Annotated in this window: 16 protein-coding genes; all 16 read left to right on the top strand. The window is 36.7% G+C overall.

Annotated features, from left to right (window positions below):
- Positions 1-10: 10 nt before the first annotated feature.
- Positions 11-1,228 carry a type II secretion system F family protein gene (locus tag BMY85_RS03705; RefSeq protein WP_092476600.1) on the top strand — a complete coding sequence of 406 codons (1,218 nt, stop codon included), beginning with the start codon at positions 11-13 and terminating at the stop codon, positions 1,226-1,228.
- 77 nt (positions 1,229-1,305) lie between these two features.
- Positions 1,306-1,794: a type IV pilin protein gene (locus BMY85_RS03710; protein ID WP_177180610.1), complete on the top strand. Its 489-nt coding sequence runs from the start codon at positions 1,306-1,308 to the stop codon at positions 1,792-1,794.
- Positions 1,795-1,871: 77 nt separating this feature from the next.
- On the top strand, positions 1,872-2,621 hold the full coding sequence (locus BMY85_RS03715; protein WP_092476602.1) for a prepilin peptidase: 750 nt from the start codon (positions 1,872-1,874) through the stop codon (positions 2,619-2,621).
- A 92-nt stretch (positions 2,622-2,713) separates the two neighbouring features.
- Positions 2,714-4,432, top strand: a complete 1,719-nt coding sequence (pilM, locus tag BMY85_RS03720) for a pilus assembly protein PilM (protein ID WP_092476604.1) — start codon at positions 2,714-2,716, stop codon at positions 4,430-4,432.
- An 11-nt stretch (positions 4,433-4,443) separates the two neighbouring features.
- Positions 4,444-5,169 carry a hypothetical protein gene (locus tag BMY85_RS03725; protein ID WP_092476606.1) on the top strand — a complete coding sequence of 242 codons (726 nt, stop codon included), beginning with the start codon at positions 4,444-4,446 and terminating at the stop codon, positions 5,167-5,169.
- Positions 5,170-5,189: 20 nt separating this feature from the next.
- Positions 5,190-6,191, top strand: coding sequence for a type IV pilus modification PilV family protein (locus tag BMY85_RS03730; protein WP_092476608.1), 1,002 nt, complete (start codon positions 5,190-5,192; stop codon positions 6,189-6,191).
- A 1-nt stretch (position 6,192) separates the two neighbouring features.
- Positions 6,193-8,523 (top strand): hypothetical protein, encoded by a 2,331-nt coding sequence (locus BMY85_RS03735; RefSeq protein WP_092476610.1) that lies wholly within the window; start codon positions 6,193-6,195, stop codon positions 8,521-8,523.
- Positions 8,524-8,544: 21 nt separating this feature from the next.
- Positions 8,545-9,045, top strand: coding sequence for a type II secretion system protein (locus BMY85_RS03740; RefSeq protein ID WP_177180611.1), 501 nt, complete (start codon positions 8,545-8,547; stop codon positions 9,043-9,045).
- 26 nt (positions 9,046-9,071) lie between these two features.
- Positions 9,072-9,662 (top strand): PilW family protein, encoded by a 591-nt coding sequence (locus tag BMY85_RS03745; RefSeq protein WP_092476614.1) that lies wholly within the window; start codon positions 9,072-9,074, stop codon positions 9,660-9,662.
- Between the two features lie 35 nt (positions 9,663-9,697).
- On the top strand, positions 9,698-13,216 hold the full coding sequence (locus BMY85_RS03750) for a DUF5057 domain-containing protein (protein WP_092476615.1): 3,519 nt from the start codon (positions 9,698-9,700) through the stop codon (positions 13,214-13,216).
- 576 nt (positions 13,217-13,792) lie between these two features.
- Positions 13,793-15,670 (top strand): hypothetical protein, encoded by a 1,878-nt coding sequence (locus BMY85_RS03755; RefSeq protein WP_143066314.1) that lies wholly within the window; start codon positions 13,793-13,795, stop codon positions 15,668-15,670.
- A 59-nt stretch (positions 15,671-15,729) separates the two neighbouring features.
- Positions 15,730-16,215, top strand: coding sequence for a CYTH domain-containing protein (locus BMY85_RS03760; RefSeq protein ID WP_092476619.1), 486 nt, complete (start codon positions 15,730-15,732; stop codon positions 16,213-16,215).
- A 68-nt stretch (positions 16,216-16,283) separates the two neighbouring features.
- Entirely contained in the window at positions 16,284-17,171 is an 888-nt protein-coding gene (locus BMY85_RS03765) for a sulfide/dihydroorotate dehydrogenase-like FAD/NAD-binding protein (RefSeq protein WP_092476621.1), read from the top strand.
- A gap of 20 nt (positions 17,172-17,191) precedes the next feature.
- Complete coding sequence (gene gltA, locus BMY85_RS03770) at positions 17,192-18,583, top strand: NADPH-dependent glutamate synthase (protein WP_092476623.1); 1,392 nt, start codon at positions 17,192-17,194, stop codon at positions 18,581-18,583.
- A 160-nt stretch (positions 18,584-18,743) separates the two neighbouring features.
- Positions 18,744-20,333: a putative bifunctional diguanylate cyclase/phosphodiesterase gene (locus BMY85_RS03775; RefSeq protein ID WP_092476624.1), complete on the top strand. Its 1,590-nt coding sequence runs from the start codon at positions 18,744-18,746 to the stop codon at positions 20,331-20,333.
- 11 nt (positions 20,334-20,344) lie between these two features.
- Positions 20,345-21,019, top strand: a complete 675-nt coding sequence (locus BMY85_RS03780) for a lysoplasmalogenase family protein (protein WP_092476626.1) — start codon at positions 20,345-20,347, stop codon at positions 21,017-21,019.
- Positions 21,020-21,091 lie beyond the last annotated feature (72 nt).

Here is a 21,091-nt window from a genome sequence, read left to right on the forward strand (position 1 = left end):
AGGACAGAATATGCCGATTTTTGACTATGAAGGAATTGATCAAAATGGAAAAATGAAGCGAGGAAGTCTTGAAGGCAATGATGAAGATGCGATAATGGCGTCTTTAAAGCTGCAGGGACTTACGCCAGTTAGTGTGAATAAACAGACTATGTTTTCAAAGGATCTGGATATCGCCATTGGAAAGAGGGTATCCTCCAAGGAACTGGCAATTTTCTGCCGTCAGTTTGCTAGTATTATCAATGCAGGTGTCACCATTATAAATGCATTGGAAATGCTGTATGAGCAAAGTGAAAACAAATATATGACTAAGGCAATCCGAGAAGTACAGACTGCAGTGGAAAAAGGTGAAAGCCTTGCAGATGGCATGAGAAGCCAGCCAAAGGTATTTCCAGAGATACTAGTGAACATGGTAGAAGCAGGAGAAGCTTCTGGCAGTTTAGAGGTTGCTCTTAATCGAATGACGACTCATTTTGAGAAAAGCGATACGTTAAGATCTACCGTAAAGAATGCCATGATATATCCGATAATGGTTATTCTGGTTTCAGTAGCAGTTGTAATTATTATGATGGTAAAAGTAGTTCCAAGCTTTATGGATATGTTTGACGACATAGATGGAGAACTTCCTGCTATAACGAAAATGGTTATGAACATAAGTAATTTTATTGTACATAATGGAATTCTCTTAGCCTGTATTATTGTACTGTTAGTTGTTTTGTTTGTACTTTACCGAAACTCGGATAAAGGAAGATACCAGCTTAGTGCCTTTTTATTAAAAGTACCTTTGTTTGGAAAACTTGTACAAAAGTCAGCATCTGCTACCTTTACAAGAACTTTAAGTACACTGCTTGCATCTGGCATTTCATTAATTGATGCGGTGGAGATAACTACAAGAGTAGTTGACAATGAGATTTTTAAAGAAGCCTTAAAACAGGCAAAAGATGAGGTTGAACGTGGTGTTGCCTTATCTGAGCCATTAGAAGCCTGTGGACAGTTTCCTCCAATGGTATTTCGTATGATTCGAATCGGTGAAGAAACTGGTAACATGGAAAGCATGCTGGATAAAGTTGCAGATTTTTATGAAGAAGATGTGCAGAATACCACAAAAGCATTAACAACTATTATGGAACCAATTATTATTATTGTACTGGCAATTATAGTCGGTACCATTATGTTAGCCGTTATGTCTCCAATGTTTGCATTATATAATTCCATTGGAAATGCGGTTTGATAGGAACAAATTTCAATTTGATTAATATAGTATTTAACATACTATTATTAATAAATAAAAAGAAGGAGTAATGTGTTATGAGAGAAGAAATGAAACACACAAAAAAACTTGGTAACAAAGGTTTTTCCCTAATTGAGTTAATCATTGTTATCGCTATTATGGCAATTCTTATCGGAATTGTTGGAACTCAGGTTGTACCTTATATTGAAAAATCAAAACAGGCAAAAGATAAGCAGGTACTAAGTGGATTCTTAACCAATGCTACAACTGCTTTTGCGAATAACGCAGATGCGCTTAATGATACAGCAGAGTATACTTTTGTGATTGGTGGAGCAGCAAGTTCAGATACTGCACTTGAAAAAGTAAAAAGCGAATTTTATGAATTAGCAGGATATGATCCTGCATCAGTAGCACTTGCAGATGTTATCAGTAAAATGGGATCCAAAGCTGGCAAGTCCATTAGTTCAATTACAATTGCCAGAGATGCAAATGGCAAGGTAACAGTAACAACTCAAGTGTCTGAAACGAAATATGATAAAGTATTTGAAGAATTATCTTCCACCTGAATCGGAAAGTAATTTTTGGGATTAGAGCATATTCTCCCGGCAGGCCAGTGGTCTGCTGGGATTGGAAAGGACGTAACATGGAAATCTTATTATATGGAATTGTTTTTTTATACGGCATTATTTTTGGAAGTTTTCTAAACGTGTGTATTTACCGAATACCTGATAAAGAAGGAATTACGTCACGTTCCCATTGCCGGAAATGTGGATATCCGCTTTTATGGTATGATCTTGTGCCTCTTTTTAGTTATTTGTTTTTAAGGGGAAAGTGTAGAAAATGTGGAACGAAAATCTCAATTCAGTATCCACTTGTAGAGTTATTGAATGGGGGATTATGGCTTGGTGTTTTTTCTTGTTATGGATTTCAATTAAAAAGCGTTCTATACTGTGGACTGATTTCTATTTTAATCGTTATTAGTGTGATTGATTTCAGAACTTATGAGATACCACCAGTGCTCAATGGATGGATTGGCATTCTTGGCATAGTGCAGGTGATAGCCGACAGAGATAACTGGTTAAAGTATGTAATCGGTTTTTTTAGTATTAGCATTTTTTTACTAATCTTGTACTATGCTTCAAAAGGAAGAGCTATTGGAGGAGGAGATGTAAAACTCATGGCAGTAGTTGGCCTGCTATTAGGGTGGCAGCTGGCTTTATTTGCATTTGTGACAGGATGTTTATTGGGTTCTGTGATTCATAGCATACGTATGAAAGTATCAGAGGAAGGAAATGTACTTGCTATGGGACCCTATCTGGCAGGTGGCATTTTATGTGCAATATTTGCAGGCAATCCGTTTATTCAGTGGTACTTGATGATATGCTTAGCATAATTCTTTTATTCCGGAGCATTGATTCAGTCAAAATTGCGTAATGGAAGAATTATGCCATTTATAATGATGGTTGAAAAAAGGGAGGAAATAACGTGGCAAAAAAAGTGTTATCAATTGAAATAGGATTAAGGTATACTCGCATTTGTGAAATGGCAGGGTTAAAAGTAACTCCTGTTGTGTACAACTGCATTACATTCCCAACTCCAGAAGGTTCATTTGAAGATGGTTATATCCGAGATAAAGGAATTTTAGGTGCTGCCATTCGCCAGCAGCTGATTGAACATAAGATCAAAACTACAGATGCAGTTTTTACAGTGAATTCAACAAAGATTGCCAATCGAGAAGTGTACATTCCATATGTAAGCGAGAATAAGATAAAGTCCATTGTTGAATTACAGGCAAAAGATTATTTTCCAATTGATATTTCAGATTATAACATTTCCTATTACATACTAAATAAAGAAGATAAGGCAAAGGGACAGGATAGAAAAATCAAACTTCTCTTATTAGCAGCACCAGACAATTTAATACAGAGTTATTATAATCTGGCTGCAGCTATGGGAATTCAAGTGGAAGCAATTGATTATATAGGAAACAGTTTTTATCAGGTTGCCAAGAGACAATGGAATCAGGGAGTCAATATTTTCGTTCACATTAATGATAATACAACGCTGGTAAATATTATTGAAGATGAAAATCTGTTATTACAAAGAATTATCCCATATGGTTCCAATGAAATTGTTGAGAAGGTTAGCAGAAATGAAGTATTCCATGTGGAATCAGAAGAGGCAGCAATTGCTCTTTTAAAGAAAGAAAAAATAATTAATTATCAGTTTGAGCCAGAGAAAGACAATGATATTACCTTTATGAGTGCTTCTGAAGGGTATGATCAGGTCAGGAAGGAAATCAAGGCAAAAGAGGATGTGACAGAATCCTTAAAATTCTTAGTAAATAATATGATTCGTGTATTAGATTACTTCACAGCTAAGAATTCAGCGAAGAAAATCGGCTATATCTATGTCAGTGGCTTTGGTTCAAGTTTTCAAGGTATTGTTCAGCTGTTAAAAAATGAAATTGGGTTTGAAACAAAGAAAATAGATAATATCTATGTTGCTGAATTCAATAAAAAAGTAATCCTTACTCCTGCGGAACAAGTAGATTATATTGCCTGCGTGGGAGCTGGTATCGCACCAGTAAATTTTGGTGTAAAGCAAAAAGCTGGTCTCGGAATGAAAAAGACAGATGTAAAGTCATGGAAAAATGCTTGCGTATTTGTTTGTGTATTATGTGGAGTTTTTGCTGGCACAATGGCATTTGTAAAGATTCAGTCTGTTGCAAAGCAAAATGTGCTAAAGAGCGATATTAATGAACTTCAAGGGGTTGAAGTGATTTATGATAATTATAATGCAGCAAAAGCAAAGTATGAGAACCTGAATAAAATGCATGAAAGGACTATAAGTAAGGTAGACTGCCTAGATAAGATATTAGAAGATTTAGAAGAAAAACTGCCAGCAAAGTTAAATTTGACAGGTCTGACTGTAAATCAGGAACAGCTTATTATGGAGGCAGAAGGAAGCGGACCTTTGGCAATTTCAAAGCTTTTCATTAATTTAAGAGATATTCCTTATTTAACAAATCTGCAGGTAGATAGTTATTCTAGCACATCAAGTGAAGGAAGTTCAGGTGTTCCAGCGATTACCTTTAAAATTACTGCTGATTTTAGCGAAACAGACATATATGCAGGACTGGAAGCAGATAGATCAGAGGATAAGGCTGAAAATAACGATGCCAGTAATGAAGATAGCAAGTAGGAGGAATGGTCATGAAGGTTGAAAAATTATCAGAAAGAGATCAGAAGGCATTATTAGGGCTTATTATGTTATTGGCGGTAGCTTTGGCATATTTTGTGGGATATAAAGGGTTACTGAATAGTGCAGCTGTTACGAAAAATGAAAACTTACAATTACAAACACGTTTAGAGGATTTAAAAGAAAAAGATAAAAATAAAAAGCAGGTTTTAGAAGATACACAAGAATGCGAAGCAAAGATTAATGTTCTTGCTCAAAAGTATCCAAGTAAAGTAACACCAGAAAAAGTATTTTATGATATGTATAATTTAGATGTAGCTTTGGGAAAAACAGCATTTACATCTGTTGTGGCAGAAATGAACGGACTCTTTTACCCAGTAGCAGAAGGCACAGAAGTTTCCGCTGATAATACCCAGTCAACACAGACAGTGCAAGACCATTCAGAAAAGCCTGGATTTTCGGATGGTATTATAACTGCTTATAAAACCCAGGTTACAACCCAGATAAAAAACATGTCTTATTCCGCATTAAAAAAGATGATAAAAGAGATAAATTCCTATGATGGCAGAATGACTATGGATAATATGAATCTTATTTTTTCAAAGGAAAGTGGTCTGCTAGAAGGTTCTGTTGTATATGAAATGTATGAATTAGAAGGCAGTCCAAAAGAATATGCACAACCAGATATCAGAATGCCATCTGGTGTGAAAAACATATTCGGAACATTTGATGCTAAATAAGAATGAGAGGGGCATATTGCATGAAAAAGAGGAAAAAAATCGATGATAACGGATTTTCCATCGTAGAAGCAATGGTAGCGATAGTTATCTTAAGCATTATTTTTATTCCAGTTACAAACAGCTTTATATCGTCTATCAAAGCAAGTAAGGAAACGAAAATCATGCAAGAGGCAACTTCTGCTGCTCAGCTGGTAATGGAAGACTTTAAGAATAAAACATTTGAGGATTTAGCCTCTGATTATACAACTACAGATAATTTAAGTGTGGATACATGGACGTCGATTCATATGGAAAAAGAATTTCTGGCAGCTAGCAACAAGTGCTGTGATTTTAATGTAAAAGTGGATGTGTCGAAAACTTCTACGGTGGCAGAAACAAGTGGATTAGATGGGATCAATGCAAAACCTTTGGAAAAAATCTATTCTCTGGAATCTGCTTCCAGCTATCAGCTTAACATAGGCAGTATACCAGAATGGGTGATTTGTGATTTTGCAAGTCATTCAGGAAGAAGCGAAAGGTATGTCAAAGAGAGAACTACACGTACAGTCAAAGTGATACTGGAAGAAGATACAGCAACAGGAAATACCCATATATCAGGAGAAGTGATTTGTTTTTTTGGCTCTGATTCAAAACAAAGTGAGTCCTTCGATGTAACATTATCTTCTGTTTTGAAGAATCTATATCTGTTTTATGTAGCAGATTATAGTGGAGAGAGAGATAAAATTACCGTGAAAAATGATGCTATGCTAGATGCCACTTTTTACATGATAGGCAAAGGTGCCGATAGTACAGTGAATCATTTTAATATGGTGGAGTCAGGTTCTGACAATCTTCATCTGCTTCATGTGGTTACAACCGTACCTGTAAATACTTCTGCAGGTGCAGCTCTTTATAGTGTTTCAAACGATGCTGCTTATACGAATAAAGAAGTTTCTACAAGGAGATACGAAATAAAAGTAGAAGTATCCAGAAAGCGAGACGGAAAAGTATATAGCAGTATGATTTCGACAAGGGGGGAATAATATGAGGTCCAGACAAAAACGGCTGGGTGACAGAGGTTCTAGTTTAATTATGGTTGTAATTGGTGCTGCATATCTGGGAATTCTGGGTGCTTTGATTTTATCCATCACTTTTACTAATATTGACTTAAAAACAGCCAATAATAAATCAAAAAAGAATTTTTATATGGATGAAGCAGTGGTAAATGAAGTGACAGCTGTACTGGAGGAATATTCAGCCAAAAGCATGGCGGCAGCTTATACCTGGCTTGTAAAGAATTATCAGGCGGAAAGTGCAGATTGGGAAAAATGCTGTAAAGATTATAAAAAGAAATATATGATTGCCCTGTCACAGATGTTAAATAATAATCCTGCAAATACAACGGAGCTTTCGGATTCTTATCAGGTTTCAAAATTAAAGGATGGAGTGAATTCTATTAGTACAGATTCTGCTGATGCAGACCACGTAACAGTAGGGGCATTTGTAGGTGGTTCTCCTAATATGGCAGGTATTATTGAACATGCAAAAGATGTGGAGGGAAATTATACATATGATTATTTAATTTTAAAGGACGTATCCATTACCTATACCCAGGCAAATGGGTTTGAAACAGAAATCATGACAGACATTGTAATGGATTTTCCATCTGCAGGCGGGGTAGATACTACATTTGCAAAGTTTGCATTAATTTCTGATGAACTTATAGATTGTACTTCGGCGGTCCATGTAACAGGTGGTGTGTATGCAGGAGAAACACCTCCAAGTATAGCAGGAGCAGGAGATAAGGTAAATCCAGACATTGGAGGTATTCTTGTACAAAGTGGTACTGGCAATTTAGAGATAGACGGGAACAATAACCTAGTTGCCACTAGAGGAAACATTACTGCCAATAATGCTGGACAGCTTAGCATTGTAAATGCCAAAGTATGGGCAAAAAACATAAGGACATTTGGAGTTGGAGATCCTGCCAGATTTACTCCCAAGATCTCAATAGATGCCATAACCAAAGTGCAGGATGACTTGCTTATGAAAGCACCTTACAGTACGGTGGATTTAAAGAAATCCTATTATGGGTTCTCGTATAAGGGAAAATCTAGTATTGGCGGCAAAACTATGTCAGACAGAAGTAGTGCTATTACCATAAATGCCAGAGATGTAAGCCTTGATTTGACGGGATTAGATAACCTTGTTCTGTTTGGCAGGGCATTTGTAAGCAGCAGTGATACGGTTGATGGCAATGCGGAAGCGGGCGAACAGGCACAAAAGGAACAAAGTGGAACTATGATGGATATTATGACAGGACAGTCCATTGGAGTGAAATATGACCAAGGGGCATATCTGATTGCAAATGAATCTTATTTAAAGATTCCGTCCAATCCAATTGATCAGGCTTCTATTCAGGCCTATGCAGCAAGTCTTTATCATGCAGATGCTTCTTATGACGCAAGTGCACCTCACTTGAGTCTTAAAATGAAACAGGATATTGTTGATTTTTCCAAGGGAGATGCGGCTCATATCCGCAGATGGCTGGATGATGATATGCCGATTCGTCCTATTTATTATAGACAGGGACCAGGTACTTCTGGTATGAAAATGGTGAACTTTTATTGGAATTTCAAAAATGAAGCTTGTGCCAATGCGTACTTTGAATGGTTTTACGGAAAATATGGTGGAGATTTGAAAGACAGCTTCAAGCAGTTTTACCGTTTAGAAGGTGGAAAATACAATATGAAATATAAGACGGCACCTTTTGTCCGTCTGCAAGTAGCGGGGGATTTCCTGTATCAGAATCCTTCTACAGGGGCATTTGAAATACAAAAAGGTGAAATTCACGATATGGATACGGAATCTTCACAGCTTACCCAAAAATATAAATCGGTTCAGCTGAATTTACGTGAAGATGGAAATACATCGGGGAATATCGCAGATAAACCTTATGTAAATATGCATTTTAATATGAAAGAAGTAAAAAAAGGATCAAAAGTAATTGATCATACAGGAATACAGTCAGCCTTGTATCATAATGCTGCCAATGTATATATAAGCAGTAAGGAGGAATTTCATGTAACCTCTGGAATGGCAGGTCTGGTAATTGCATCTGGTAATGTTGTGGTAGATGCAGTTCGGTTTGAAGGTCTGATTGTAGCAGATGGGAAAATTGAACTTTCTACCAATTCCAATATAATAGCAGATGAAAAGATGGTTTTGGATTTGCTTGGTTATTGTCAGAATAATGGAAATAAACTTGGAAAATACATTTATGGTTACGATAATGCGTCGAAAGGTGCAGCAGGGGACGATAGTGCGGATTATGGCAAAGCGATTGCATTTGAAAACTGGAAGAAGAATGCATAGTCAGATATGGAGGTGAGGAGTATGCTGGATAATTTGGAGCATCTGAATGAGAAAGGATTTTCTTTAATCGAAGCAATCATTTGTATGGCTATTATGGCGGTACTGTCTGTTAGTGCTTTCTCCTTATCTGGCCATATAAAATACGCCAATACGAAGAAGTGCGTCAAACAGTTAAATCAGAAAATGGAAACGGCTAAAATGACCACAATGAGTAAGGCAGGGGACTGGAGCCTTTACCTGTACCGGCATGATGGAGAGCTGTATTACAGTCTAACCAGAGAAACCTTTGATGAAGATAAGGGAACGAAGATAGGTGGCAGGAAAATACGCCTGTTTTATAAAGAAAAGGGTGGAAAAGAGTCAGAACTTTCAGGTTCTTCTAAGCTGCAAATCCAGTTTGCAAGAAGCACGGGAGCATTTGCAGGTCCAACGATTTATGAGAGTCTGCGAATAGCCACAGATAGTTCCAAGGGATATACCATTAAACTAGTGGAAAAAACTGGAAAGCATATACTGGAATAGAACCATAGAAGAAAGGAGATGATTTTTTGAAGAGGAATACAAAAGGCATTACAATTATTGAGCTGATGCTGGGAGTCGTATTATTTAGCATAGTGGCGCTTGCGGTTACTTACTTCATCTTTACAGGAACGAAAATTTGTAGAGAAGCAGAAACAGCTATTCATGTGCAGGAAGAATCTCAGATTGTTATGAATCAGCTGCTGACTATCACAATGGAAGCAGACAATCTGGAAAAGAAAGAGGATATTGTAACTGGAGACATTCGCTTTTATGTCATGGATATGGATAAGAATTTCGCAAGCACAAAAACAGAAAAGATTTTGTATTATCAAAAATCATCTGGAAAGCTGTATTATTATGAAGTAGATGCAACGGCCAGTAGTGCAGATATAGCCCAGATTTCTATGGAACTTTCTGGTGGAACCTCTAATATAATTGCAGGCCAGCTCTTAGGAGAGTATCTTAAGGATTTCGACGTAGACATTGATACGCATCTGCATAATGTGGAATTTGAACTTTTATTTGACCTTAACGGAAAAGAAATGAAGTCAAAAGATTCCATTACATTAAGAAACCAGTACGTAGAGAGAAAAGATGCATTTATAGACCCAATGTAATTGCTTGCTGTAAAGAGTTTAGGAGAGGATGTTATATGTTAAAACGTTTGAATAGACATCGGAAGGAAATCACCGTTTGTGCTGCATGTCTGGTAGTGATTGTTTTGCTTGCAGTGACAGTTCAGAGCTGGCTGCCTACGGTAGTAAGCCAGAAGGCCAAGGAACGGAAAGTACCGATTTCGGGAAGCTATGATGCGGATGCACTGAATCTGGATGATGTTCCCGCATACAGGACAGATGCCAAGTTTAAAATATTAGAGATCGTGCCTTACCGTGGCATGGCAGAGATAGGGTATGGTATAGCAGGAGAAGAACCTGTTGATATCAGAAAAATCTCAGAACAGGACGCCAGAGGAGATCTGGCACAGATTCTGCATAATACCAATAGTGTATTAAAATGGGATTCTGCCAGAAAACAATTAAGGAATCAGAATGCTTTGGTGAAAACCACTTTAAAAGAAGCATTACAGTTATCGGATAAGCAGACTCAGGAATACATAACGAATAAGTGGGTCGATGTATTAGTTGTGGAACCAGCCCAGATAAATGCCAATCCTGCTTTGATTCAAGAAAGCGATTATGTGTATCTTCATGATGATTTTGCCAAAGGAAATAATGATTATTTCAACAGGCTTTTAATGTTATACGAGAAATACAGCTATCGTGCACTGAAAGGTACCTTAACCAGAACGTACTATAATAGTGGCAAATACCCTGTTTTTAAAACGGGATCGAACAGCACGGATTTATCTATGGATGTAGTTGAAAAGTTGTATACATTTGCTTTGCTAGATGAAAAATCATTAACCATTCCTGGCTATACATTAAAAGGGGAAATGGAAGGCCATACCAATATTCAGAAACTAGGATATGCCATTTCCGTAACCGTTTATCTGCAGAATGAGAAATATATAAACGCAGAAAAAGCCCATGATAAGCTGTTTGTAGATTCTCATAAAACTGGATGGAATGATTTCTGGAACATAAAGGAACTGGTTCGCTATCTGACTCCGGGAAAATCGTCACAATGGGATGCATTAGTTGCCAAAGTGGAAAACGGTTATAGTGATTCTGTAAACAATGATTTTGTAGGAAATTATTATGATACAACGGTCTGTGCATTTGCCCATGGTGCTGGTGAACAGAGCAGCCTGTTAAGTAAAATAGCTTTATCGGATTCCCTAAGAAACAGGATTCCTGTAACTGGAGATGAAAAATGGTGTGAAAACGTAGGAAACGATTCTCGTGATGTTGCAATTACCATTTACAATCAGTATTGTCCTGAATTAAGAGTATTGGATGTAGAGCCGGATAATAAATTCACTTTGGATAAAATGGACGTAAAGACATGGCTTCCAGCAGATATCCGTCTGAAAATACATGTGGTGAAAATGACCATGAGTGAGTTTATCGGTATAGTGGAAGACTTGAATAGTGAATATGATATGATTTACTTTGGAAGCAATGTAGATAAAATGATGGGAACAAACATCTACTATACAGGAATTCAAGTGGATACAGAGGATAATTTAAGTTTTGCACAGGGGACAGGTGTAAATGGTGATGCATTCCGGTATTCAGGGAATGATATTACGGACAGAATGGCTGACAAAGTAAAAGCATTTATGGACGCTGGGTATCCAGTAGCATATGCCTCCAATCTGCTGGATTCTGGGAAATTAAGTCGTGGTATCAAAATATATGATTTCTTGTGTTCTGAAAAGGCAGGAAAAGACAGAATGTTTTCGGTGTCAGATAAATTTGCTATTCAGGATAGCAAAGGAAACAGATTGTTAAGCAGAGCAAACGTACTACTTGGCAAGCCACAAATCTGGGATACTGATCCGAAAGGAGTGCAAGAGTATTCTGAAGGGGGGAGTGCTTCTATTACTACTAGTGGATTGGCAGGTCTTGAAATCAATGTAAGGCATGCATCTGGATCTTATGGAGCATATCTGTATGTAGATGGAGACCATAATGGCATATACAATGAGTGGGAGCAGAAGAATGGCAATTATGTACGAAATGAAAACTATGAAGACGCTATCTGGCATGTAACCTTTACAGCGGGGAATACGGTAACCGTTTCGGGAGCAGTGATACCGAAAAGTGCCATGAAGGGTGTCGTTTCGGTAAAACTGGAAATTGTGAAACTGAATGCTGGAAAGCCAACGGGAGTTCGTTCCTGTAAGATTTGGAACCTGAAGTGTTCTGGTTCCAAAGAGCAGATAAAAGTATTACAGCTATCGGATTTCACAAAATATCCTAGTATGGATTTATCCTCAAGTTCCACACAAGCCAGTCAGTTTAAGAGATTCGCCTTAAGTGGAGCTGTAACGGACCGCTTTAAGATTGATGTAGAGGCCAAAGACATTATGACGACTGATTTCAAGGATCCAGATATTTTTAACATAGACGATTATGATGTGATTTTAGTTGGATTTATTGATTCCAATAAAAAACTGGCCGATCCAGATGGACTCCTTAACAAACTGGCAATTGCTGCTGGAAAAGGGAAAGGCATTATTTTTACTCAGGATGCTTTGACTTATTATAATGATACGGCAGATGCCAGACACTGGGGAACCAATATGAACTATAAGGTACGTTCCTTGCTTGGCTTGGACCGTTATGGAGCATTTAAAGAGGGCGAAGCGGTGGCAGATTCCATGAAGATGGCCTTTACCTATAGTGTCATCAGTAAGTTTTCAAACTCCAAGTATTTTAATGGCTTAAGCAGTGATATAGAAAGCACGAATGCCATTTCTAGAATAAACGAAGCGAAGGTGGCAAGATATCCGTATGTAATTGAAATGGATGCAGCTAAGAAAACAAGAGGCTTCCATGCTAAGAGTGGAATTTATCAGACAGATGTGGAACAAAAAGGCATGCCAGCAGTAAACGGCGTTGCGTATTTCTGTCTGGATGGAGATGGAAGCAACAATCCTTATAGCGTGTCTCCAAGGGATGTAAGGAATAACTATTACTTATGGAGAAACGACAGTGTTTTTTATAGTGGGATATCAGCCGAAAGCTTTAATGGAAATTATGATAACGAAGTGAAATTATTTGTTAATACCATTATTTCTGCCTATGGACTTGTCCGTTCGGTTGATCTGAATGTTACGAATCTGCATGAAGTAAATGATTTCGCAGGTGGTAAAGCGTATATTTTATATGGAGATGTAGATTTTAAAGCAGATAAAGTATTAGGGAAAAAGGATGTAGAATTTAATCTGACTACAAGTGGTATGAGCAGCCCGGTCCTTAAACTAAGTTTTTATAGTGCCGATGGAGACGGCAATATTGTTTCTGGGCCATTGGAAATGTATAAGAATAATAAAAGGTTTCTGGATGACGATTCCGCACTAGAGGAAAAGGAGTTTTGTGTAAGCACAGAGGTAGATTATATTTACGAGTACCCTTTTAAGTATTTAAATGAAGGTTCCAATGTAAACATTATTATGAAAGTGACGGCTACGGAGAAAGGAAAAACCATTACAGACAGTGTGCTGATTAAGGCACTTAGAAGATCCATGTTTGATTTGGATTAGGTTTGGCAAGTCTGATTATTGTTGGAAGGTTTAGTGCAATATTTACATTTGAAATATACAATGCTATAATTCTATTATTCTATAAGTAAAGGAATTTATGATTATAATGTGTATTATCTCAGTAATCATTTTTTTGGCCTTGATTTATGTTGTATATAAAGTATGCAGACAAATTATGAAAAAAGTAAAATGTAACTTAAAAAGTTAAGGAAAACAGAGATTCATAAGTGGGGGATGAGGAACTTAGTCTCTAAATAAGAAATGTAAAAAAATGTGGCTTCTTTCGGATAAAAACAGATACAGGATTTTATCAGAAAGGAGCTTTTCTTGTGAAATATAGAATGATATGATATAGTTTGCATAATAAGGATTTTGTATGGAGGAGCGAAGGTAATGTATAGTGAGGAGCGAATGAAAATAAGTAATGTTAGCGTGCAGGAAAAAGGGGCAAAACAGGAAAAATCACATAATATTCCAGAAAGAGAAGGGAATGCATAGGCTTATTTGTCTTTCCAGCCGAGCCAGTTTAAGGCAATTGATTTTTCTAGGAATCGTAAGCAGAGTGGGGCTAAGGATATGAGTGAAAGCAGCGGAGAGAGTTTGCAGCTTAAGAAAAGCAGTGGGGCTGGGGGAACGAAAGTTATACAGAGGTTGAAATCAGGGATAAGGTGCAAGGACGGTGTGATTACTTCTGGTGATTTATGGGGAATTTTAAAAAAAATAACGGATAATCGAAAACCGTTATCGAATGGTAATAAAGATTTCTATGACACTTTTATTAATTTGAAAGTAAATGATGGTAATGGAAAAATAATTTTTGGTGGAACAGAATTTGAAAGAAATGATAAGAACAACTATATATATTATCAGAATAAAGGAGAAAAGGGAACTAAAAATAAATACAAAGGTTCGTACCCAGAGTTAGCAGAGCTTTTGAAAAACGAATCTGTAAAGGGGCAAGATGATGCAAAAAAAATGAGGGGGTGGATTCAAAATGGTGTTAGTATTGGGGCTGGCATTGTTAAGCAATATAGTTCTCGTAAGCGAGATGATACATTGAAACAGACAACATTAGCTTTATTTGGAGCAGAGACTACACGTTCACCTAGGATTTTTTTAACCTCTATGATGTTATTAGATAATATGCAGTCGGGAATAGGATATGGAAAAGGGAATAGGAAAGAATATGTACTGTCAAGTATGCTTCAAAGAGGGGAGAGAAATGGAAAGTATAGTTTAAAAACTAAAAATAAATTTATTTATTATGGGAATAGTGTTGCATATGGACATAGAAGTGGTGAACAAATAAAGGGGATACTGGGAGCTGGACTACATTTTACTACTGATAAAAGAAGTATAGCAGGAGGAAAGTTTGCCTCTGCAGGTGCTGATTCAATGGCTCAAGGTCAGGCTAACGATAAATTTCATAGTAACAATATTGTACACAATAAAGAGGTAGGTATTTTGATAAACTGGTTAAAGCTGCAAGGTGAACCATTTTCAAGTGGAACTGTAATCAGCGATGGTTTTGAGCTGCAAGTAAAAGAAAATAAGAGTACAGTAAAAAAGAAAATAGAAGAATTAGTTAAGAAAAGGGCATCTTCATATGAATATATGGAAGATGGTAAAAATGAAAGCGAAATATCTAAAGAATATAAAAAGAATGAAAGCAAAAATAAAGCGAAATATGACTATGAAGACCATGAAAGGAGTTTTACATATGATGAAAAATTTTTGAATGCAAAAATAGTTAATATTAGCAATCACATAGAACGCTTGAAAAAAGTCCAAGTAAAAAGAGAAAAGAGACTTGAAAATATAAAACAGAATATTAGGATAAGGTTTGAAAAGTTACTTAAACAAGAAGAAAAAGCTAATATTGAAGTGTCGGAAATTTGTGGTTTAGATACAATGCCCACATATGAAAAACTGTTGGGTTCAAAAATACCTTTAGCATTGTTTGAAAATGGAAAAGGTTATTACAATATAAAATGTAGTAAGAAAGTAGCTGAACGGGCAGGACTTAAATACTGTTGCATGGAAGAAAGTCTGTTAAAAGGTATTTTTTCAGAAATGCACAATAATAAGAAAAGGTATGGATTAGGAGAAGGGGTTACAACACCAGATCAATGGCATGGTGCGTTTCAAAATAAAATAGTTGATGAAATTATCAATATAAAGACACAAAAACATAATAATATAATCAGTGAGATAGATAATGTTGTCAACCGTGGAGAAACTTCTTTTGACAAAAAAATTAATAAATGGATAAAACAATATAATGACAAAAATACAGAAAGTTTTAATAATAAAAAAATAGAAACAATTAAAAAAGAAATAGAAAAACTAAATAAACTAATTGTTAATTTAGAGAGAGAAAAAAAAAATTATGGATATAAAAAAGAGAGTAGGCTTTTAACCAATTGTCCCTTGTATAATGATTTCATTATGTAGTATTCTATAAATTGAAAATATAAATAGCAAAATAAACCCACAAGAAAGGCGGCACCCCAATGGAAATCGAAAGAAAATTTTTAGTAAAACAGCTTCCAGACCAGTTAGAACAATACCAGTGCAAAATAATTGAACAAGGATACCTGTCCCACAACCCAACCCTGCGTATCCGTAAAAGCAACGAAAATTATCTATTAACTTACAAATCAAAATTCGGAATCGGACAAGATGAAAACCGTACTGCAAAAGTAGAGAATGAGGTAGAAGTTCCATTAAACGAAGAATCCTTTTTGCATTTAAAAGCCAAGACAGATAATCATATGATTGTGAAAAAACGTTATCTGATTCCATTAGAAGAAGGACTCACAGCAGAATTAGACATTTTCAAAGAGCAATTAGAAGGTCTTAGGCTAGTAGAAGTAGAATTTGCAAGCGAAGAAGCAGCCAACCGTTTTGTACCACCAGTCTGGTTTGGCAAGGATGTCAGCCTTGACAGAAGATACACCAATGGCTATTTGTCGACAGTAGATTCGTATAATTTTTAAAGAGGGTAGATTTTTTTACCAAATTAAATTATAATGGTAGGTACAATAGAATCAATGGAGGGTAAATCATGTTTAAAATAGTAAAAAAGCAGTATTTAGCTAACAATATCTATTTAATGGATATTTTAGCACCTAGAGTTGCCAAGTCCTGCTATCCAGGGCAGTTTGTAATCGTAAAAATGGATGAAAAAGGGGAACGTATTCCTTTGACAATCTGTGATTACGACAGAGAAAAACAGACAGTTACTATTGTATTCCAGGCAGTAGGAGCTTCTACAAAAATTATGGCAACTTATGAAGAAGGCGATTCCTTCCGAGACTTCGTAGGGCCATTAGGATGCAGATCTGAATTAATTGATGAAGATCCAGAAGAACTAAAGAAAAAGAATATTTTATTTGTTGCAGGTGGTGTTGGAACTGCCCCAGTATATCCACAGGTAAAATGGATGAAAGAAAATGGATATGATGTAGATTGTATCATTGGTGCAAGAAGCAAGGAATTAATCATATTAGATAAAGAAATGGAACAATGGGCCAAAAATGTATATGTCTGTACAGATGATGGTACATATGGCTTTAAGGGAAATGTAAACGACCAGATCAAGGATCTTGTAAACAATCAGGGCAAGAAATATGATTTAGTTGTTGCTATCGGACCAGTTATCATGATGAAATTTGTATGCCTGTTAACGAAAGAATTAAATATTCCTACTATCGTTAGCATGAACCCTATTATGGTAGACGGTACAGGAATGTGCGGTGCATGCCGTCTGACAGTTGGAGGAGAAGTAAAATTTGCCTGCGTAGATGGACCGGAATTTGATGGCCATTTAGTAAACTTTGATGAAGCCATGAAGAGACAGCAGATGTACAAAACAGAAGAGGGACGTGCAGTTTTGCAGGCTCAAGAAGGTGCAACCCACAAAAATGGCGGATGCGGATGTAGCGATAAATAGGAGAAAGGATAGAAAATAAAATGGCAGTTGATGTGTTAAAAAGAGTACCTGTCAGAGAACAGGATCCCAAAGTTCGTGCAAAAAACTTTGAAGAAGTTTGTTTAGGATATAATAAAGAAGAAGCTGTAGACGAAGCAACAAGATGTCTTGGCTGTAAAAATGCAAAATGCGTAACAGGATGTCCAGTATCCATCGACATTCCAAGTTTTATTTCCAAAGTAAAAGAAGGAAATATAGAAGAAGCTTACCATATAATCAGCGAATACTCAGCATTGCCAGCTGTTTGTGGACGTGTATGTCCACAGGAAAGCCAGTGCGAAAGCAAATGTATCCGTGGAATCAAGGGAGAAGCGGTTTCTATTGGAAAGCTGGAAAGATTTGTAGCTGACTGGGCAAGAGAAAACAGTATTAAACCGAAGAAAGCAGAATCCTTAAATGGCAAAAAAGTTGCGGTTATCGGTTCAGGTCCTGCAGGTTTAACATGTGCTGGCGATCTTGCCAAAGCAGGTTATGACGTAACGATTTTTGAAGCGTTACATGAAGCAGGCGGTGTATTATCTTACGGTATTCCTGAATTCAGACTTCCAAAGCAGACCGTTGTAGCTTCTGAAGTTGAAAATGTAAAAGCTTTAGGTGTTAAGATTGAAACAAATGTAGTAATTGGAAAATCTACTACAATTGATGAGTTATTAACAGAGGAAGGTTTTGATGCTGTATTTGTTGGTTCTGGTGCGGGTCTTCCAAAATTCATGGGAATCCCAGGGGAAAATGCCAACGGCGTATTTTCAGCAAACGAATATTTAACAAGATCCAACTTAATGAAAGCTTTCAAAGATGACTATGCTACACCAATCGCTGGAGGCAAGAAAGTTGCAGTTGTTGGCGGCGGCAACGTGGCAATGGATGCTGCCCGTACTGCTTTAAGACTTGGTGCAGAAGTGCATATCGTGTACAGAAGAAGTGAAGCAGAACTTCCTGCCAGAGTAGAAGAAGTACATCATGCAAAAGAAGAAGGAATCATTTTCGATCTTTTAACCAATCCAAAGCAGATTTTAGTAGATGATAATGGATGGGTAAAAGGAATTGAAGTGGTAAAAATGGAATTAGGCGAGCCAGATGCTTCTGGAAGAAGGAGACCAGTTGAAGTTGCAGGTTCTGAATATGTAATTGACGTTGATACGGTTATCATGTCACTTGGTACAAGCCCTAATCCACTGATTTCTTCTACAACAGAAGGTCTGGAAGTAAACAAATGGAAATGTATCATAGCAGATGAAGAAAATGGAAAGACAACAAAAGAAGGCGTATACGCTGGTGGAGATGCTGTTACAGGTGCGGCAACCGTTATCTTAGCTATGGGGGCTGGCAAAGCAGCAGCTAAGGGAATTGATGAATTTTTACAGAATAAATAGTTATTTTATTGTAATCAAAGAGCGACCACGATGTGGCCGCTTTTTTTATGTATAAGCAGGATTAATATTCCTATAACTTGCTGAATACCATATACTATGTTAAAATAATGTAGGATAATGGAAAGATTCTATCAATTAGACAGTGGAGGTAATTAAGAGTATGGATAAAAGGGGACTCCTTTTTCTTGCTGCAGTTATAGATGTTATGTATGTGGATATTTTGGCACTCATTTTAATCATACTGGTAATAGCAATGGCAGTACTGCTTATGAATGTTCGTAAACGAAATATAGCAGAGAGGGAAGCTAAGGCTGCAAAGCGAAAGCTTGAGGAAAACTATATAGAATTAGAAGAGGCATATAAAAAAGCAGAATCTGCTCAAATAGAACTGGCAAGGAAATACGAAGAACTGAAGCAAAGCGAAGAACGCAATAAGAAGTTAGCGCACATAGACTATCTAACAGATTTGCCAAACCGGATTTCTTTTTCAGAAAAGTTAGAACAGATAATGGCGGCCATAGAAAAAGATGGCCAAATTGCCATTATGTATATAGATCTGGATAATTTCAAAAATATCAATGACGTACTGGGACATTCATACGGTGACGAATTGCTGATTGATGTAACCGACAGGATGAAACAGGTTCTAGATGAAAATGATTACTTTGCCCGTTTTGGCGGAGATGAATTTATTGTTCTGACAAAAAATATTCAATGTACGGATCTTTATGAAGAAAAAATCCGAAAAATTCAAAATCTGTTTACCTATCCGTTTGTATTATCCATGAGAGAATTTTTCATTACGATAAGCATCGGAATTGCATTTGCTCCGAAAGATGGCAAAACACCACAGATGCTTATTAAAAATGTTGATGCGGCCATGTATTCAGCTAAAGCAATGGGCAAAAATACATACTGTTATTACGATGAAACTATTAATAGTTCCCTGTTAAGCAGGATTGAATTACAGTCCGAACTGCGCAATGCCTTGCAGAATGATGAATTCCAAGTGTTTTATCAGGCACAGGTTGATCTGAGTTATGATAGAATTGTAGGGTTTGAAGCATTAGTCCGTTGGGCACATCCCGAAAAAGGAATCATTACCCCAGACGGATTTGTCCAGATTGCAGAAGAAACGGGGCTTATAGTTCCTATAGGAAAATGGGTACTGTTTGAGGCATGCAGACAGTTGAAACGCTGGGATGAAGAAGGGTTTCATGACATCAGTATAGCGGTAAATCTATCCGCAAGGCAGTTTAAGGATGCAGATATCGTAGAAATGGTACAGGAAGCCATTGAGGAAACAAAAATTGAACCAGGCAGGTTAGATTTGGAAATCACAGAATCTATTGCAATTGAAAACATGGATTATACGATTCAGATTATCAAGCAGCTAAAGGAGGTGGGCGTAACCTTCTCATTAGATGATTTTGGGACTGGATATTCTTCCGTGAATTATTTAAAAAACCTTCCAGTAAATCATTTGAAAATTGACAAAAGCTTCTTGGAACGGGTAAATGAAAATACCAGTGATCAGCAGATTGTATCCACCATTATTCGCCTTGCAAAGACATTGGATTTAGCAGTAATTGCAGAAGGCGTGGAAAATAGTGGACAAGTAGCATTCTTAAAATCAGCACACTGCAATCAAGCACAGGGCTATTTGTACAGCAGACCAATTCCAGCCCAAGAAGCTGGCACGTTATTAGAAAATTTCAAAAACAGAACTTTAAAAGAAAAATACCTCTAAGGAGTCAGCCAATGAAACAAAATGACAGAATCATAACTTGCTTATTTGTTCTTGCAGAAATAGTGCTGCTGTTTTTCAGTCAGTTTTATAATGGATTATGGATAAACTATCTGCGTTATGGAGCAGTAGCTTTGTGCTTTCTCTATGTAAGCTTTTACTTTGCCAAAAACAAACAAAGAAACCATTCCGATTGGTTTTTCCTATTAGGGCTGTTTTTTACCTGTTTAGCGGACATCTTTTTGATTTTACAGAACAAGCACTTGGAAATGGGAATCACCGCATTTTTCATTACTCAGATTTGCTATTTTCTTTATTTAACCAAAGGTATAAAAAAAGTGTGGAAATATTACATTATAGTAAATTGTTTGTGTGCAATTGTATTATTTGGGGCTGCGTATTTTATAACCATGCAGCATTCTATGATGCTTTTCCTGATATGCTTATATGGAGTAACCTTTTCTGGAAATGTTCTGCTTGCAGTAAAAGGCTTTGGAAAGCACGCTTTGTTTAGTTCTGGTCTGATAATGTTTTTTTGCTGTGACATCTGTGTAGGCTTGTCTAATTCTGCTTTATTGGGCATTCCTGTTTCCGTGGAGGCAGTGTTCTTCTGGCTTATCTGGATTTTCTATATACCAAGTCAGGTTTGCATCAGCATTTTTGCAGCACAAAATAGAAAAAGGGCTTGAAAAGAAAGAAAAGATTTGATAGTATTATTACAAAACTAAATAATTGGTAGTATTTACAAGAACTTTTCTTTT

The organism is [Clostridium] polysaccharolyticum, assembly GCF_900111595.1.
Taxonomy (GTDB): Bacteria; Bacillota; Clostridia; order Lachnospirales; family Lachnospiraceae; genus Clostridium_AI; species Clostridium_AI polysaccharolyticum.

What these genes read in the sequence shown, in the direction of transcription:
- BMY85_RS03705 (WP_092476600.1), top strand. Translation starts at nt 11, where the DNA reads ATGCCGATTTTTGACTATGAAGGAATTGATCAAAATGGAAAAATGAAG.
- BMY85_RS03710 (WP_177180610.1), top strand. Translation starts at nt 1,306, where the DNA reads ATGAGAGAAGAAATGAAACACACAAAAAAACTTGGTAACAAAGGTTTT.
- BMY85_RS03715 (WP_092476602.1), top strand. Translation starts at nt 1,872, where the DNA reads ATGGAAATCTTATTATATGGAATTGTTTTTTTATACGGCATTATTTTT.
- BMY85_RS03725 (WP_092476606.1), top strand. Translation starts at nt 4,444, where the DNA reads ATGAAGGTTGAAAAATTATCAGAAAGAGATCAGAAGGCATTATTAGGG.
- BMY85_RS03730 (WP_092476608.1), top strand. Translation starts at nt 5,190, where the DNA reads ATGAAAAAGAGGAAAAAAATCGATGATAACGGATTTTCCATCGTAGAA.
- BMY85_RS03735 (WP_092476610.1), top strand. Translation starts at nt 6,193, where the DNA reads ATGAGGTCCAGACAAAAACGGCTGGGTGACAGAGGTTCTAGTTTAATT.
- BMY85_RS03740 (WP_177180611.1), top strand. Translation starts at nt 8,545, where the DNA reads ATGCTGGATAATTTGGAGCATCTGAATGAGAAAGGATTTTCTTTAATC.
- BMY85_RS03750 (WP_092476615.1), top strand. Translation starts at nt 9,698, where the DNA reads ATGTTAAAACGTTTGAATAGACATCGGAAGGAAATCACCGTTTGTGCT.
- BMY85_RS03755 (WP_143066314.1), top strand. Translation starts at nt 13,793, where the DNA reads ATGAGTGAAAGCAGCGGAGAGAGTTTGCAGCTTAAGAAAAGCAGTGGG.
- BMY85_RS03760 (WP_092476619.1), top strand. Translation starts at nt 15,730, where the DNA reads ATGGAAATCGAAAGAAAATTTTTAGTAAAACAGCTTCCAGACCAGTTA.
- BMY85_RS03765 (WP_092476621.1), top strand. Translation starts at nt 16,284, where the DNA reads ATGTTTAAAATAGTAAAAAAGCAGTATTTAGCTAACAATATCTATTTA.
- gltA (WP_092476623.1), top strand. Translation starts at nt 17,192, where the DNA reads ATGGCAGTTGATGTGTTAAAAAGAGTACCTGTCAGAGAACAGGATCCC.
- BMY85_RS03775 (WP_092476624.1), top strand. Translation starts at nt 18,744, where the DNA reads ATGGATAAAAGGGGACTCCTTTTTCTTGCTGCAGTTATAGATGTTATG.
- BMY85_RS03780 (WP_092476626.1), top strand. Translation starts at nt 20,345, where the DNA reads ATGAAACAAAATGACAGAATCATAACTTGCTTATTTGTTCTTGCAGAA.